This window comes from Mucilaginibacter sp. PAMB04168, from assembly GCF_039634365.2.
GTDB lineage: Bacteria > Bacteroidota > Bacteroidia > Sphingobacteriales > Sphingobacteriaceae > Mucilaginibacter.
Map to the genome: position 1 here is coordinate 4,356,397 of NZ_CP155079.2, position 17,780 is coordinate 4,374,176.

A 17,780-nucleotide genomic window follows, 5' to 3' on the forward strand; every position below is an offset into this window, starting at 1 on the left:
ATTTATATTTTCTTTAGTTCGCTGCTTAACTTGTAGGTCTTCCCTTTCTGCGTATCGAACTTTATTTCTTTGTCTTTATATTTTACAGTACAAGGGGCGCCTGTTTCCGATAATATTTCAGCTTGCTGTAGCGCACCGTTTTGCCATCTTAAATTGAGAACGAAACCACCACGGGCACGGATGCCTTTTACCTCGCCGTTTGGCAAAGCTGAGGGCAGAGCAGGTAATAACTCCAGCTTGCCGAACTGACTTTGCAGCAACATTTCGGCTACACCGGCAGCACCGCCAAAGTTACCATCAATCTGGAACGGCGGGTGGGCATCAAACATATTGTGGTAAATGCCACCTTTCTCGTGGTTTGGCACGGCATCAGCTGGCGACAACAGCATGGTTAGCATTTTGTAGGCATGGTCGCCGTCACGCATACGTGCCCAAATGTTGATCTTCCAGGCCAGGCTCCAACCGGTACCTTCGTCGCCCCGATATTTCATGGATTTTTTGGCGGCGTCCATCAGGTTTACATCAGCGGGGGTAATATCGGTACCCGGGTGTATACCCCACATATGCGATACGTGGCGGTGGGTATCGGTGGTATCATCCTTATCCATAATCCACTCCTGTAGCTGCCCATATTTGCCAATCATGTTAGGTGCTATCTGCTTGTATTTTTCTTCCAACACTTTGCTAAAAGCGTCATCGGTACCTAATATTTTTGCCGCTGCTACGGTATTCTTAAATATTTCGCGGATGATCTGGTGATCCATGGTCGGTCCGGCCACCAATCCGCCATGCTCGGGTGAGTTGGATGGCGTGCTAATGAGGTAATCGGTTTTAGGATCCTTAACCAGATAGTTCACAAAAAACTCGGCTGCACCTTTCATCACCGGGTATGCGCGGGTTTGCAAAAAGGTCTTATCCTGTGTAAACTGGTAATGCTCCCACAAGCTTTCGCTTAACCAGGCCGCACCCGTTACCCAAATGCCGTGGTTAGCCGCATTAACCGGGGCCGTACCACGCCACAGGTCAGTGTTATGGTGCAGTACCCAGCCCGGCATATTATAGTGCGCTTTGGCAGTTTGTTTACCGGTTTGCACCAGGTCATCTACCATGTTGAACAATGGTTGCGTGCAGGCTGAAAGGTTAAGCACCTCGGCAGGCCAGTAGTTCATTTGTAGGTTAATGTTGGTGGTAAACTTGCTGCCCCAGGGCGGTGTAAGCAGATCATTCCATAGGCCTTGTAAATTTGCCGGACCACCGCCTGGCCGTGATGTAGAGATGAGCAAATAACGGCTGTATTGCATAAACAGGCTCACCAGTGCGGGGTCATCAGTGCTGTTGTATTTCAGGATGCGCTCATCAGTTGGCAGGTACTGGTTTTTACCGGTGCCCAGGTTAAGGGCAAACTTGTTAAAGTATTGTTGATAGTCGGCTATGTGTTTGGCCTTAACCGCCGCATAAGCTTTGCCACGAACAGCTTGCATAGCTTTTTGACAAAGCGCCTCGGGATTGCCCGATACGTCTTTATAATTTTTAAAGTTGGTTGCCGCTGTTAAGTACAACGTCGCCTCGTTAGCACCGGTTATAGTGATGCCCTGATTGGTTACGGCTAGCTTGCCGCCCTTAGCATCGGCATATAGGTAGCTTACACCCCGCAATACGCCGTTACGCACTTTAAATGATAAAGCCAGCGTGTGTGCATCCACTTTACGAATGGCAACTCCCTGATGTAAGGTTTTTAACAGTGCGTTAAAAGTTATTTTACCCGGTTTGTCAGCCGTTAAATGTACGGCCAGTACCTGCGCCGGATTGCTGGCCAGAAACTCGCGGGCGTAATTAACGCCCGATGCCGTGTAGCTCACATGTGCTGTCGAATTGCTGATATCCAGATCGCGGCGGTAGTTGCTGACATTGCCTTGTTTTAAAAATTGCAAGTATAAATCTGCAAAGGGCTGGTAATCGGCATTGTAACGGGGGAACTGCGGTGGATTATCATCCTGTATCCAGTATTTCCAGTTGCCGTTTAGTTTAACTACTTTGATGGTTTCGCCGGTTGTGGCATTTATGGCTTCGTTGTACTTACCGCTGGCCCGGGCTGCTTTTTCGTCAACCAGTTGGTAACCTTCAGGGTAAACGGCCAGCTCACGGGCGTTGCTGGTTAGGCCGCCTTTATCCCAGTAATTAATCACTTGTATGGCTATTTGGTTGGTACCAGCATGCAGCAGTTTAGCGGGGATAGTGTACCTCCGGTAATCAGGACCATCCACTGCGCCTACTTGTTCACCATTTATAAAAGTAAAATCCCGGTCACGAATGCGGCCGAGGCTCAACACCACGTTTTTACCTACCCAGTTAGCAGGCAGCTCAAAGGTGGTACGGAACCAAACAGCGCCATCCACCCCCTCAAACCCGGGCACTATTTCCCATCCTTTTTCGGTTGGGAGGGTTACCGTTTTCCATTTACTGTCGTCGTACTGAGCGGCAGCCGGTGCTTTTACGCTGCTGGCGGTTTTGAACCAGGAGGCTTTTTGAGCCTCATAGGTATCCTCGTTGCTTTTGCGGCCCATAAAGTGTGCTTCAGCCATGGCTTCAGCTTCCTTTTGTTTGCCATCAAATATAAGCTGACGGATGGGCTGCAGGTATTTATAGGCACCGTCGCGCTGATAATCACGTGGTGCACCCGTCCATAAGGTTTGTTCGTTAAATTGCACGCGCTCGGTATCAATACCGCCATAGATCATTCCACCCATGCGGCCATTACCAATCGGCAGAGCATCAGTCCACTTTTGGGAGGGTTTGTTGTACCAGAGTTTAAGGGGTTGAGTTTGGGTATAAGCAGATGTGAATGATAAAGCAGCAAGGCTTAATATTATTAGTTTTGAAAAGATTACCGTTTTTTTCATTTCTGCAGTTTGACTTATGCTTGTACTTATTTCAGTGCTCCGTTAGGCTTGGTCATGTGTTTGTACCATCGCCTGTGGATGTACTTTTTCTTTTGTACACAAGAAAAAAGTACTAAAAAGAAAACTTGCGGCTAAGTGCTGCGGCTACCTCAGCTCGTGCTTTTACTTAAGTTTATGCAAGCCGCAACAGCCCTGATGCCACGTGAAGGATAAGGTGTTCTGCCTGTGTTTACATTTATTAGAACCTCCTCCGTCAACATTCAGATACAACCGTTCCGCTTTAAACTTTTACCTTTCAACTCTTAATTAAACAACCATCTTAAATCTTTGATGTTGCCTACGTTACTGAAACCGGCATCATACACAGGTACAACCTGGCTTTCTGTCACAAAACCCAGCACCAGGGCTATACCTTTAGGTAAAGTGAGGGTATTTGTGCCTGCTTTAAAGCTATAGGTATGTATGCTTACAGATGGCTGCCCGGGAATCAATATGCCATTAGACAGCTTTACATCGGCCTGGCCATAATCATTGGCGCTGGCATCAATTTCCAACTGGGGGGCCAAGGCATAGCGCCAAGTATCAGGATTGATAAAACCTCCTTTGTTGAAATAGCCTACCAGTACTTTAACCGGTTGTGCGTTATTAAACTTAATAGCGGTGCCTTCTTTAAATTGCTTGTTACGATCCAGCTGTACGCCCTTTAGGCCTTGCAGTTCTTTGGCAAATTCAGTTATAGTGGCGGCCGTATCTGCAAATGGCCGGGCACCGGCGCCAATGGTGTAGGTGCCAGCTCCCCCGCTTATGAGGTTTATCTGTGCGTTTACCAACGCTGTTTGCTGTCCCTTCTTTGCTTTAGACTCCGGCGATTTCAACGAGTCAATATTCTTTTTAAAATTAGCCAATTCCTGCTCATAAACGGGCAGCAGTTCGGCCCAGGTTTTCATTTTACCATCAGTACCCGGTACCGGAATTTTACGCTGGCGGGTTTGCATACTGTTGGCGTACAAGTAGCTATCCTTGGTCAGTTTAACGAGTTCTCTGAAATGGTTTAAGCTCAGCTCCATGTCGGGCAGGGCTTTTTCCAAATCAGTTACATCGTCAGAATATTTGTACCTCAGAATAGATATAGCTGCCCGTATTTTATGCGAATAGCTGTTAGCCATGGCATTGTAGCAGTACATATCATTTTTAAGTCTGCTAAACTCTTCTTTATCTTTAGTAACGCCCGGCGAAGCCTGCTCTATAGCATCTACTGACTTTTTACCATAGGTTACAATGTTGTTCAATACATCCATGGGCGTTTCGCCACGGTGGGGCTCGTGTTTCCACTCTTTTTCGGCATACTGACTCAGTATCTCTCCTTCTGGCGCTTCAGACTCGTACAACAAGCTAAACAAACCAAATTTTTCGGGATTGGTAAATTGTGCCATTAGCATACCCAAAGTCATGGTTTGACGGTTACCATCGGTAATACCTACTCTGCGTAGTATCTGCGGCGATATTTCGCCCGATTCTTCATAAGCCTTCAAGATTTGCCCACCTTGTGCTTGCATACAGCCAAATTTAGCAGCCAGTTGAGCCGACCAGTATTTAACCTCTTCAGAACGACTGCGATGACAATTCCAGGCATAACGGGCCCATTCTTTGTACCATATCCAGTCGCGGTCTATTTGGATCAAACGCTCGTCGCGTTTATCGGCTGAGTAAGGCCAATCCCAATAGGAAGCCTGCGGGTACAGGTGCAAGCCGTTAGCTTCATAAACGTTATGCATGGCCAGCACACTTTTTTGTATAAAATCGGCCGAACCATAGCGAAAAGGTTCGAGGTTGGCTAAAATGTGTACGTTCTCAATTTGTACGGTGCCAATGCGGCTCAGGGTGCGGTGCAGATCGGCCCAGGCACCATGAGGTGTGTAGGTGGTTAAAGCCTCACCATTAAATTTAGCCTCGGTATACAAATTTTTATAAAGCGGGAGCGCCGCTTTCATCACCGCAGGTGCATCGGTATCATGCGCCCGCAAAACGATGGGTGGTTCTTCGGTTTTGCCTAAAGCTTTTAACCCGTCTTTTACACCAGGAATAATGGTTTTAGTAAACCAATCAATATCATCCTGCCCTACGCCTTCCATAGCTTCGCCCAAGGCCACCATTAAGCCTACGTTTGGATATTTTTGAACAAAGGCTGCGATAGACTTGCGGGTATAATCGGCAATGATGGGAACAATAGGGCGGTTACGATCCTGCGTTTTGAGGTTGTTTTTAACAGCGAATGGTTTGGAGACGATGATGTTGTAGAACATTTGTATCACCCAAATACCCCGCTTATCGGCCTCATCGGTCAGGAACTTATACATTTCCTCGTTCTTCTTAAACGTAGCCTCATCAACCTCAACTGCATACGGATACTCTTTTACCCTTACCAGTGAGGCAAACGGGTGACCGTTCCACAAGTACAGGGCATTCATGCGGTTTTGTGCCAGTGTATCCAGGTAACGCAACCACAAAGCTTTATCATAAAACCAAGGAAAGTTTTCGGGCGTGTAAGGATACTCGTAAGTACCGCGCCCTTCTAACAGAACGGGCTTTTGCACGCCTACGCAAGCACCACGCATGACCATCTCGGGTTGGTCGGTTAGGCTTAAAGCAGCAGGCATTCCGCCTTGCTTTGCAATACGCTCGGCCAGTTCCATACAACCATATAACACACCCGAATTATCGGTGCCTGCTACCACGACGGTATTTTTGCCGGTGTTGATAGCAAACCCTTCTTTACCCGGCTTACGCAAAATTTTAAGCTTGTATTTTGTTAAGCTGTTTTTTATCAATACATCCTGCAAACGGCCAATTACAACGGTAGCCGAAGCAGTAATTGGCATCTGGTGAACAGTTTTAACCTGGTAACCATTGGCCGATAATGCTTTAGCCAGCTTTGCAGCGCCGAACGTGATACGTACATGTGAACCGGCCGGCGTTACGATGGTTACTGCTTTAGGTGCTGCAACGTTAATTTTTGCCATACCTGCATTACCTATCAGCAAGCACAAAACGCCTGCAAAAAAGCCCTGGAGTATTTTAGTCATATCAGTTATATCAAAAACGACTTTAGCTGCTATGCTATAGGCTAAATAATTAACGCTATATAACTGAGTTTAATTACAGTTTAACAAACAGACTGAAAGTTTACTATTGGTTATTTTATCAGGTTCAAATCTATGGGTACAGCTCAAAGTTTTTGTATAGCATTTTTTCATGCTATTGTACCATTTTATCTTTACTAAGCGCCGGCAAGGGCAGTTTCACCACAATATGTTTTAACTCACTGCTCTTTGAAATCTCTTTACCATCGGCGTAAACAAAGAAGCCTTTTCCCTGATGGTACTTCTCACCCGTCTTATCCCAGCGGATGGTAATCAGTCTGCCGCGGTAGTTCACTTTATCTAGGGCAAACCAATCCCACTGGTTAGGCGGCAACAGCGGATAAACTTCCAGCTTTTCATCATCACGTGGTTTTAAGCCAATTAAATTACTGATAATCAGATCGGCAAAGCCGGAGTGATTATAGTAGCTGCTGCGCGGGTTATCGCCTTTTAGCCATTCGCCATTTTTTTCATCCTGGTACTCGCCCAGGTATGGCAAGCCACGCTTAGTGTGCGATGCGGCATACTTGTGCAGTTCGTTATAGAACACTTTGGTAGACATGCCATCCTTATTCTTATAACTCGTTAACAAATTTGCCAGCCCTTTAAGCGTTTGCGTGGTTGCAAAAGGCCATACCGCGCCGTCCCATTCACAGCCATGTCCTGAACCATGCGTACGGAACCCAGGGTGCCTGCGCTCGGCCGTGGTAATGCCCCAGGGTGCGTTAAAGCCTTTCTCGTCGGTTAACTGCTCCCACTGTTCAGCGTATTTTGCTTTATCATCAGGCAGGTTAAAATACCATGGAATGTAACCCAATTCTTCCCGGGCATCGGCCAGTTGGTTCTTGGCTACTTGTTTTACTTTGAAGAAATTTGCCTTATTATCCCACAAAGTATCCTGAACAAGCTTTTTTAATAGCTTGGCTTTAGCTGCATATTTTTTCTTCAGGGTATCATTGCCGGCTAAATCGGCCATTTTGGAGAGTGCTACTGCGTTGCCATACATATAGCTGTTTATTGTGGGACGGATATTTTTATCCTTACGGCCACCGCTTATGGATTCCTCCATGGCGTCGCGTACATCAAATTGCCAGAACATTTGGTTAGGCAGTTGTTTTTCGCCCTCCCATTGGCGGTAGTCGGCATCCAGCGTGGGCAGTAATTTTTGCACCCAGTTTTTGTTGCCTTTTACCAGGTAATAGTTGTACACGGCATCCTGCAACCAACTGCTAAAGGCATGCAGGTGGGGCTTTGTTGTTTTGGGATCTACATACAACCAAAAATTAATATACTCATTGATGAATTGCGGATTACGCAGCCAGCGCCCTTCGTAAATGTGATGACCTAATGCACTACTGATGGTGTTGTATTTACCAGCATGGTTCATCGGGGTTATAAACTCGGTGAAGATAAAGCCATCGGGTGTTTGCTTTAAATGTTTACGAAAGGTCCACCAGCGGTAGTAGTAGATTTTCTCGATGGTGCTATCCGGGCACTCAAACAGCGGCACATTTTGCGATAACCAGCCAAAAGCGTTATCATTGGTTACGTAGTTCTTTACCGTTTCGGTATCAATTTTATTAAATTCGGTAACGTAAAACTTCAACTTATCGGTGCTTAATCCAGGCTTGGTTTGCGCCTGGGTTAAGATTGCCGTAAAGGTTAGTAAGAGGTAAATTAATAACTTCTTCATTTATATTGGTTTATAATGGTCTTCGCTCACGAACTGGCCTTACGTCATTGCGAGGCGCGAAGCAATTTTTGCGAAGGATAGTCTTACTTGTGCTGTTAACTTCAGTTGGTGCTTCGTTTACTTTGTTCAGTGCTATAAACTCACTTCGTCTGCTCATTCGCCGCAGCGGCTGTTACTTTGCCATAGCCACAAAGTAACCAAAAGGCCTAGCCAACACAATCCCTGCCAGCGCTACAGGCCATACTCCCGGCCGGGTGCGTTGGCAGCCCCGCGCTTCTTTAATTTACTCATTCTCTTGTTTCTTGGCTCTCCCTATAAGTCCTTCGGCTTTCCTTACTAAATCCTCCCTCACCTCATTCATTCACAATCATAGCCTTAATTACCTGTGTTTCGGGTAACAGCCAGCTTTCAAATTCTTGTTTCACTTCGTCGAAATTAACGCGGTGAGTGATATAAGTTTTAGGGTCTACCAGTCCTTGTTTCATGCTAGCTACTACGTGCTCAAAGTCCTGACGGGTAGCGTTACGGCTGCTCATCAGGGTAGATTCGCGCTTGTGAAACTCTGGGTGATTAAAGCTGAATGCATCTTTTTGCAACCCAATCAATACATAACGGCCGCCATGTGCCAGGTAATCAATACCGCCGTTTATGGCTTTCAGGTTGCCGGTTGCATCTACCACTACCGAAGCCATATCGCCGTTTGTAATGGTCCGTAATTGCTCAATCGCGTTACCTTCAAGCGGATTAATGGTGTGCTGTATGCCCAACTTGTTTTTACAAAAGTTAAGACGATCATTACTTACGTCCATAGCAATTACATTGCCCCCTGCTATACGGGCAAATTCTATAGTGCCCAAACCAATCGGCCCGGCTCCAATTACCAGCACAAATTCGCCCGGCTCAACCATGGCCCTACGGATACCATGCGCACCTATGGCCAAAGGCTCAACCAGTGCCAGCTCGTCATAAGTTAATCCTTCGCCGTGTACCAGCGCGTAAGATGGTACTTGCAGATACTCTACCATGCCGCCATCAGCATGCACACCGCAAACCTGTATGTTTACGCAGCAGTTAGGTTTGCCTGAACGACAGGCCACGCAAATGCCACAATTAAAATAAGGAATAAAGGTTACTGCCTCGCCTACCTCGAAGCCCGGTGCATTATCAAATTCCACCAACTCGCCCGATAGCTCATGACCCAAAATACGGGGGTAGCTAAAGAAGGGCTGGGTGCCGCGGTAGGCATGCAAATCGGTACCGCAAATACCTATGCGCTTTATTTTGATAATGGCATGATCGGGTTTAAGCTGGGGTTTCTCCACCTCGCCATAATCGAACGTGCCAGGGGTAGTACAGGTTAATATTTTCATCTTTTCTTTCTACTCTTCCAAATTATAAAACTTTATGGCGTTGCCTCCCCAAAACAAGGCCTTTTCGTGGTCACTTAATGATTCGGTATGATGCTTTACCATTTTAACCACGCGGTTGTAGCCACCGGCCACCATGCACACGGGCCAGTCTGACCCAAACATTACTCTTTCAACGCCAAAGGCATCAAATACAATATCCAGGTAGGGCTTAAAATCTTCTTCCTCCCAACCGTACCAATTAGCTTCAGTTACCATACCCGATACCTTGCAGTAAACGTTGGTATATTGTGCCACCTTTCTTATGGCTTTTTCCCACTCTGCAACCTCCTGGTTTTTAATATCGGGCTTGGCAATATGGTCTATCACAAAGCGCTGGTTTGGAAACTTAGCCACAAACTCGGCCGTATAGTCCAACTGGTCTGGAAAGATTAGTATGTCATAAGTAAAATCATACTTACCGAGCAAACCAATTCCTTTTAAAAACTCGGGCCGCAGCATAAAATCGCGCTGTGGTTCGCCTTGTAACACATGCCTGAACCCTACCATCTTGTCGCGCAAACTGTAGTACTTCAGCCGCTCTTCTACATCTTCGGCCTGCAAATCAACCCAACCCACCACACCTTTTATGAAAGGGTTTACGGCAGCCAGATTAAGCAAGAAATCGTTTTCCTTTTCGGTTTGGCTGGCCTGTACGGCTATGCATCCCTCAATTTGATTGTGCATGAGGATGTGCATCAAATCCTGCGGCAGAAAGTCGCGGCGAATGGTATCCATTTCTTCCGTAATCCAGCTGTCTCTTACCGGGTCAAATTTCCAGAAGTGCTGATGAGCATCAAGTCTATACATGGTAGTTATGGTTTATAACCCTGTTTGGGGCAGGACTTATAAATGGCATTTTTCAAATAGATTAAAAATAACCAGAATAAAATTTGCTGTAATTGTCTGTTTTTTATAGGATGTTGCCATTAACAGAAAACTTACATGTGCCAACAGGATAATTGTTGGCATAAATAACCACAATTAAATCTTAATTGTCAAGACAGCGGACCAAAAAACTATGCTCCTGTTGCGCTTAATTAGCGCTACTGCTTGGCAATGCCGGTAGCTTTAATATTTATAATACGGCGGTTAAAATTTGCCGCTATGCATAACGGCTTTAGTTTTGACATCTATTTTTTTGCCAATACACAGATCAAACCAGTAATACACTTCGAAATCGGTGGAAAAAAGCTAAAAATAAAATAGCCCCTGGCGCTTGACCAGGGGCTATTTTATTTTACAGTAAATCTTTTTATTTTACAAAGACACGCCTCTTTTCCATGGAATGAAATCATCCTGACCATGGCGTACAGCACATACTTCAACCTCGCCGCTGGCTACTTTTACTACGTAATCCAGTATGCGTTCTCCGGCTTGTTCAATCGTCTCTTCGCCTTCAATAATGGTACCTGTGTTAAGGTCAATGATGTCGCTCATTTTATTATACAGGTTGGTATTGGTAGCAATTTTAACTACCGGCGTAATGGGGTTACCGGTTGGTGTACCTAAGCCCGTAGTAAATAATACAACGTTGGCACCAGAGCCTACTTCGGCAGTGGTACTTTCTACATCATTACCCGGCGTACACAACAGGTTTAAACCTGGTTTAACCACTTTTTCAGGATAATCCAATACATCTACCACTGGCGAAGTACCACCTTTTTTGGCTGCACCTGCAGATTTGATTGCATCGGTAATTAAACCATCTTTAATATTACCTGGTGATGGGTTCATATCAAAGCCTGAACCTACCTCTTCGGCGCGTTGGGCGTAGGTACGCACCAGGCTTACAAAGCGGTTTGCATCTTCTTCCTCTACACAACGGTCAATTAGGTTTTGCTCCACGCCACACAGCTCAGGAAACTCGGCCAAAATAACCGAACCACCTAAAGCCACCAGCAAATCTGAAGTATAGCCTATAGCCGGGTTAGCAGAGATGCCCGAAAAACCATCAGAACCACCGCACTCTAAGCCAATAGTTAGCTTGCTTAATGGCGCAGGCTGACGAGTGTACTGATTGGCATGAATTAAGCCAGCCATCGTTTTGCGCAGGGCCTGATCAATAATGTCAGACTCTTTACCAATTGTTTGCTGATCTAAGATGTACAACGGCTTATCAAACATAGGAGAGCGTTTTTCGATCTCACGTTGTAAGATGCTTACTTGTGCATTTTGGCAACCTAGGCTAAGTACGGTTGCTCCGGCTACGTTAGGGTGCGTAATGTAACCTGCCAGCAGGCCGCATAAAGTTTCAGCATCCTGACGGATACCGCCGCAGCCACCTGTATGGGTCAAAAACTTAATACCATCAACATTAGGGAAAACTTTCGCTTCGCGATCCAAACCGTCGCCGCTTTCAATCTCGGTGAATAATACCTCTTCGATACCGCCACCTGCTTTTACTTTGTTAATGAGTTGCAGCGCCTTGGTTTCGTATGTTTTTTTGCGGCCATATCCCAGTGGTTTTACCAAAGCTTCCTGTAAAACTTCGAGATTACGATTTTCGCAGAATACCATGGGGATAACCAGCCAGTAATTTGCGGTACCAACGCTGCCATCAGAACGATGATAACCTTTAAAAGTACGCCCCTGCCATTCGCTTACATTGGGTTGTTGCCAGCTGGTGTGCTTGCTCTCAGTAGACATACCGTTAGCCGCATGTTTAATATTGCTGGTGGTAAGTAAACCTCCCGACGCTATATCAAACTGAGCCTTACCTACCAGTACGCCATACATGATAATGCTGTCGCCAGCCTTAATCTCATGAATAGCCACCTTATGTTTGGCAGGTATCATTTGTATAGTAGTAAAAGTATCCGGGCCGTAGGTAATTACGTCGCCAGCTGGTATGTCAGTCAAGGCAACCAGCACATTATCATCGGGGTGTATTTTTAATATCGTCTGTTTCATCAGAATCGCTTCCTGTTTAAACTGTTGCTTCTTTTAATAAAATATCTTGTGTTCCGTTTGCTACTATCTGCTGTAACTGATTTAATACGGCTTCTTTAAACCCTTTCAACTGCGTTAAATCGGCATCCCAAAGGTTTTTATCAGCCAGTAAGGTGTAGGCTACATCATGCAATTCGGTCTTTTGCCATGCATTGTAAAATACCTCAGCCTGGCTATCGGTAATTGTATAATCCTTACCATTAACATTGCCGATAAACTTTCCTTCGGCATTCTTTTCCGATTTCATAAACCTTAAGAAGGCGGCAAAGCCAAAAGTAAACAAAGCTGGCGCATTATCATGAGATTGGTAGTGATTTAACAATAACGGCATCACACGCATTTTTATTTTAGACGAATATTGTGCCGAAATGCTGATCCACTGATGCTCAATGTAAGGATTACGGAACCTGTCAAGCACTTTGCCTGCAAAATCGGCCGCAGTATCATGATCAACGTCATATGGGATAGCCGGGGCAATTTCCCTAAGCATTAACTGGGTAATAAAGTTAGAAAAAGCGGCATCGTCCATTGCCTCCTTGACAGTTCTGAAGCCTGACAAAAAGGCAACAGCACAACTCAAGGTATGCGTACCGTTCAACAAGCGCAATTTCAGCTCGCGGAAAATCTCAATATTTGGAACAATAACCACGCCTTTATCAACCTGGGCAAATAAAAGTACATTTTTGATATGCTCATCACCCTCAATAGCCCAAAGCGAGTATACTTCAGATACCGTGCGCAGATCATCCTGATAACCGCTTTTGCTCTCCAGATCGGCAGCTAATTTAGCATCAGGCTTACCGGGTACAATACGATCAACCAATGAGTTGCAGAAATGGTTATGCTCCTCCAACCAATCCATAAAGGCGGGCTCCAGCTTGTTCAGGTGGGCCAGCTCCAGCACAATGGCTTCCAGCTTTTTGCCGTTATCAACAATTAGTTCGGTTGGCACTATCACTAAACCGCTATCGGCGCTGCCTTTAAAGGTCTGGTAACGCTCGTACAAAATGGCCAGCAACTTGCCCGGAAAAGATACCGGCGGATGTTTACGGATATCATCCTGCACCAACTGTATACCTACCTCGGTAGTATTGGAAATTACGATTTGCAGGTCAGGACTTTGAGCCACTTTGAGGATGCTATCCCAGTCGGTACCGGCTGATAGTACCCGGCTGATGGCAGAGCATACTATCTGTTCATCAACACCCTCGCCATTCTCAATGCCTTTGATGTACAAAGTATATAAGCTGTCCTGACGGTCAAAATCGGTAGCTGAACCCGTATCGGTTGATTTAACTACCACCGCACGGCCGTTAAATACGCCGGCGCGATTAGCTTTATCTATGTAATAATCGGGCAAACCGCGCAACAGCACGCCTGTACCAAACTGCAATACTCTTTCGGGCAGTTCAAATACTTCTTCTGCAGGCAATACCAACTCTGGTACGCTTATCTTGTTCAAATTATATCGGGATAATATCATATGCTTTTTACTTAACACCGTTCTTTTTTGCCCATGCCGGGTATTGTTTGTCTAATATTTTTTTAGGCCACACGCCATACCAGGCATAGCCGCCTCTGCGCTCCTGCTCTATTTCAGTAAGGTTATATCTCTTTTCGCTATTACGGCCTGAGAAGAAAGGCTTGTTTGTACCAATTTCATAATAACGTGCCCAAATAACTGATGAAGAATCGGGTACAACTACACCATCCTTTTTACCAGGGTTTGCTGCATCTGGCACGTGATCAAAACGGATACCTTTTAATTTCACGTCATCAAACCACTCAACGGCGCCTTTAATGGCAGCCTTTATTTCGGTTGATGGCGAAGGCAACTGCATGAGAAATTGCACAATAGCGGCAGATTCGGACGAGGCCAACCCAACCAGTTCGAACTTGCGGGCCATTACAGGCTGCAGTGTGCGGTGGTCATATTGCTGGTTCCAGGCGGTTAGTTTGCCGTTTACTTTGATCTGGGTTTTTAAAATGCAATCAATGCCTCTTTTTACCGCGTTAGCAGCCGGCGCTACCAATGATGCATCAACTACATCAAAACCATTTTTGCGGTTGGCCACGTTGTACATAATTTCCATTACGTTCATCATGGCGTTATCGTTATAAGTGATCTGCGCACGGTATAAAGCGCTATCGGGGTAATATTGCGGCCAGCCGCCATTAGCGTACTGAGCCTTCAGCAGGTAACGGATCCCCTTTTCGGCCGATTGGAGGTAGGCTTTGTTGTTGGTTTGTTTATAGGCACCAACCAGGTAAGTAATTTCTTTGTAAGTGGCGCTGTTATCAATAGTGGCATCAATACGGCCGGCATCTTTCAGGGTGGCAGCTTTCCGTGCATCGGTTAGCACTTTGTTATAATCTACCTTTACTTCGGCTACTGCTTTTGGCCAGCCGCCAACACTACGTTGGTATACCAGCATATTTTCGGCTATGGGGTCGGTTTGTGCTGTTTGAGCTTGCGTTGTATAGGTAAAACCCAACAGCATAACCAAGGTTAATATTTTTATGTAAATCTTCATTTTGTTACTTAATTAAGCATCGGGTTCCATTGCTGGTCAAGCGCCCATTGCGCATTGATCTGACTAGCAACCGGTGCTGTTTTAGCCTTGTTTAAATTATTGGCAAACCAGGCAAAATCGCCGCCTGTACGGTGGCAATTGTAGTAATATACCCGCTCGCCCCACTTTACACCAGTTGAACTGGCCGCCTGAAAAACAGGCGCGTTGGCCATAGTAGCCGCAAATGAGCAGTTAATTAAATAAAACTGCGATTCGCGGTGGTAGCGGCCCAGTTTAAAGCCTTCATCACCTTTAAATGTGCAGTTTACCAGCACAGTCTTTTGATTGGGATTTCCGGAACCATCGTGCCATATAGCGGCCTCTTTACTATGACATATAAAGGTACAGCCCTCGGCATAGGCCCAGCCGCGCGGGCAGTAAAAATCAACGCCGCCTTCCATAGTGCAGTCTTTAAAATAGAACAAGCCGCTGGCAGCATTCCATGGGCTTACGGTGTCGCCACCCAAAGCGCGGAACGTACAGTTAAGCACTTTTAGCCGGGTAGTTTGGAAAGAACGCAGAGCCATCTGATGACCAGTATTTTTTACTGCTTTTTGCGTAGTCGGTTCGCTACCTACCTGGCAGCTCACTATGGTATCTGCCTTGTGATGGAAGCCGTAACCATTAATAACCGACAGATTTTGCAGGGTAATATCGCTACCGCGCAAATTCATAGTAGCTACGCCCCAATCATCAGCATTACCCTGACAGCGCCATATATCGCGTGCAATGTCCTGGGTTATTACCACGCCTTTTTCGCTTTCGCCTTTTAGTACAATGTGATTTTTGGTAATGAACAGCTTTTCGTTATATGTGCCGTTCTTTATCAAGATCACCCTATCGGCCGTTGCCGAATCCGGTAAACTGTTAATGGCGGCCTGAATAGTTTTAAATTGGCCTTTGCCTGCAGCATCTACCACCACAGGCAGCTTAGCCTTTGGCTGGCCAAAGCTGTGAGCTATGCCCATAGCCAGTAAACCTATTATAAATGCCAGCTGCTTCATGATTTTACTTTGCGGGTATTTGCTGCACTAACCACGCCACTACATCATTAGCGGCTTTAAAATTTTCCAGATCAGGAGTTAGCTTGCGGCCATCCAGGTATTCGTTGTAAAACCACGGATCGCCCACAGCAAGCACGGTGCCTTTGCCGTATTTGGCCATGGCAACCGCCACTTCGCCTTTTTGGTTCAGTACTGATTTGCCTGGAGGCGTTAAAGCAAATGTGCTAATCTCTTTAATATAGATCTTTTTAGCCGTTTTAAATACCGGGTTGCCTGCAGGTATCTGCACTGCACCTTGTTCAAACTGGCTGCCTTGTACGTGGTTGATGCTGTTTTCTTTAAAAGTTAAGCCAAACTTGCTCATTAAGGTGTTAAAGTTTTTGAACTCGGCATTACCGGTATCATTATGCAGCACCAGTAACACACCACCTTGCTTTACCCAATCGGCAATGGCCGAGGCATGAGCAGGCTGCATGTATTTGGCATTCGGGTTTTCTTTAGGAATATCAGGATCAACAATTACATAAATAGAAGCTGGTTTTAAGTTGGCGGCCGTAGGCGCCTGATAAAGTGTGCCCAGGTTTAAACCATAGTTGTTGAATATATTGCCAAATAGTGAAAACCCATTATTATCCCATCCCTCCCATTTGTAATGGTAAGGGTAGGCTTCACCAGTAATGTCTTTTTTACGCTCATCGTTAAAGTAACTATCGAGCATTACGTTTTTGTTGCGGCCGGCTGCCAGGTTTGGAAGGCGTTCCATTTCAACACTGGCCTGTATAAAGGCGCCCACACCTTTAGCATCGTCGGTAACAACCTTTTCGCTCAGGTAGTACTCGTAGCTGCCATCGCGGTAGGGGTTGCCACCTAAACCGGCTACGCTTACGGTACCATTTAAATGGATCAGACCATTTGCGTCGGTACTAATGAACTTATTGAGAATGCCTTTGTAACCGCTTTCGGCTACGGTTTGAAAGTACTTAGGCAGGTTGTGCTGACGAACGCCTTTAGCCAGCGCATACACAAACATACATGACGCAGACGCTTCGAGGTAATTACCTTTTGAGGTGCCTTTATCCAGCACCTGGTACCATAAGCCCGATTGCTTGTCCTGGTACTTAGCTACAGCGGTAGCAAAACGGTTTAGGATAACCAGCAGCTCGGCACGTTTAGGATGATTAGTTGGCATTTGATCTAACACATCAACCAGTGCCATACCGTACCAGCCCATTGCACGTCCCCAAAAATGAGGCGATAAACCAGTTTCTTTATTTGCCCAACGCTCCTGCTTGCTTTGATCCCAGGCATGATATAACAAGCCGGTTTTAGCATCGCGAGATTGGCGCTCCATCAAGATAAACTGACGAGCGATGTCGTTAAAGGCAGTATCTTCATGAAAAGTGCTCGCATACTCGGCATAAAAAGGTTCACCCATGTACAGGCCATCCAGCCACATTTGGTTCGGGTAACGCTTTTTGTGCCAAAAGCCACCTTGTGGTACCCGGGGCTGCTTGCTTAGCTGCTCGCGCAGGGTTTTAGCCGCTTTATAATATTTTTCGTTATTTAATACTTTGTACAGCATCAACACCGTGCGGCCGGGCAGCACGTTATCAATGTTGTAATCTTCCATTTTATAGTTACTTATTGTACCATCGGGCTGTATCAGCTTGTCAACGGTATTCTGTAAAAATTGGAAGTATTTCTTTTCGCCGGTTTGCAGCCAAACACGTTCAATACCTTTCCAAACTACACCTTGCTCGTAAGTCCAGCGCACTTTGCTTGAGGTATCACTCCACACCGACATAGCTGTTTTAGCCATACGCTGCGAGTAGGGCTGCGTTTGTGCATGCACTACATGAGCGCCAAACAGCAGCAAACTTGCTACAAAACCTTTCCTTATCAATTCTTTATATCTCATAAGTTAATTTAAAGTGCAGATAAGACTACGATGTCTTACCATGGTTCATATGTTGGTTTACGGGCAGAACATTTTCTATTGCAATTTTACACCTAATTTGAGAAACCGTATGGCATCAAAAGTTAAAATCCATGCAATCGTTCCCACAACAAAGTCTAATTTCAGCTACCAAATATACTTACTTAACCATGTTG

At 45.7% G+C, this 17,780-nt stretch carries 10 protein-coding genes; all 10 read right to left on the reverse strand.

Annotated elements, in window-relative coordinates; all coding sequences use genetic code 11:
* Nucleotides 1–2: 2 nt before the first annotated feature.
* Nucleotides 3–2,900, reverse strand: coding sequence for a glycoside hydrolase N-terminal domain-containing protein (locus tag ABDD94_RS18420; RefSeq protein WP_345953463.1), 2,898 nt, complete (start codon nucleotides 2,898–2,900; stop codon nucleotides 3–5).
* Nucleotides 2,901–3,202: 302 nt separating this feature from the next.
* Nucleotides 3,203–5,983 (reverse strand): alpha-glucuronidase family glycosyl hydrolase, encoded by a 2,781-nt coding sequence (locus ABDD94_RS18425; protein WP_345953464.1) that lies wholly within the window; start codon nucleotides 5,981–5,983, stop codon nucleotides 3,203–3,205.
* A 172-nt stretch (nucleotides 5,984–6,155) separates the two neighbouring features.
* On the reverse strand, nucleotides 6,156–7,733 hold the full coding sequence (locus tag ABDD94_RS18430; RefSeq protein ID WP_345953465.1) for a glycosyl hydrolase family 65 protein: 1,578 nt from the start codon (nucleotides 7,731–7,733) through the stop codon (nucleotides 6,156–6,158).
* A 353-nt stretch (nucleotides 7,734–8,086) separates the two neighbouring features.
* Complete coding sequence (locus ABDD94_RS18435) at nucleotides 8,087–9,103, reverse strand: zinc-binding alcohol dehydrogenase family protein (RefSeq protein ID WP_345953466.1); 1,017 nt, start codon at nucleotides 9,101–9,103, stop codon at nucleotides 8,087–8,089.
* Between the two features lie 9 nt (nucleotides 9,104–9,112).
* Nucleotides 9,113–9,949 (reverse strand): amidohydrolase family protein, encoded by an 837-nt coding sequence (locus tag ABDD94_RS18440; RefSeq protein WP_345950627.1) that lies wholly within the window; start codon nucleotides 9,947–9,949, stop codon nucleotides 9,113–9,115.
* A 450-nt stretch (nucleotides 9,950–10,399) separates the two neighbouring features.
* Nucleotides 10,400–12,052, reverse strand: a complete 1,653-nt coding sequence (locus ABDD94_RS18445; RefSeq protein ID WP_345953467.1) for an altronate dehydratase family protein — start codon at nucleotides 12,050–12,052, stop codon at nucleotides 10,400–10,402.
* 16 nt (nucleotides 12,053–12,068) lie between these two features.
* Nucleotides 12,069–13,574 (reverse strand): tagaturonate reductase, encoded by a 1,506-nt coding sequence (locus ABDD94_RS18450; RefSeq protein WP_345953468.1) that lies wholly within the window; start codon nucleotides 13,572–13,574, stop codon nucleotides 12,069–12,071.
* Nucleotides 13,575–13,581: 7 nt separating this feature from the next.
* Nucleotides 13,582–14,625, reverse strand: a complete 1,044-nt coding sequence (pelA, locus tag ABDD94_RS18455; RefSeq protein ID WP_345953469.1) for a pectate lyase — start codon at nucleotides 14,623–14,625, stop codon at nucleotides 13,582–13,584.
* An 8-nt stretch (nucleotides 14,626–14,633) separates the two neighbouring features.
* Entirely contained in the window at nucleotides 14,634–15,668 is a 1,035-nt protein-coding gene (locus ABDD94_RS18460) for a pectinesterase family protein (RefSeq protein ID WP_345953470.1), read from the reverse strand.
* 4 nt (nucleotides 15,669–15,672) lie between these two features.
* The gene (locus ABDD94_RS18465) at nucleotides 15,673–17,586 is read right to left on the reverse strand and encodes a glycoside hydrolase family 88 protein (RefSeq protein WP_345953471.1); all 1,914 of its coding nucleotides are present in this window, start codon (nucleotides 17,584–17,586) and stop codon (nucleotides 15,673–15,675) included.
* Nucleotides 17,587–17,780 lie beyond the last annotated feature (194 nt).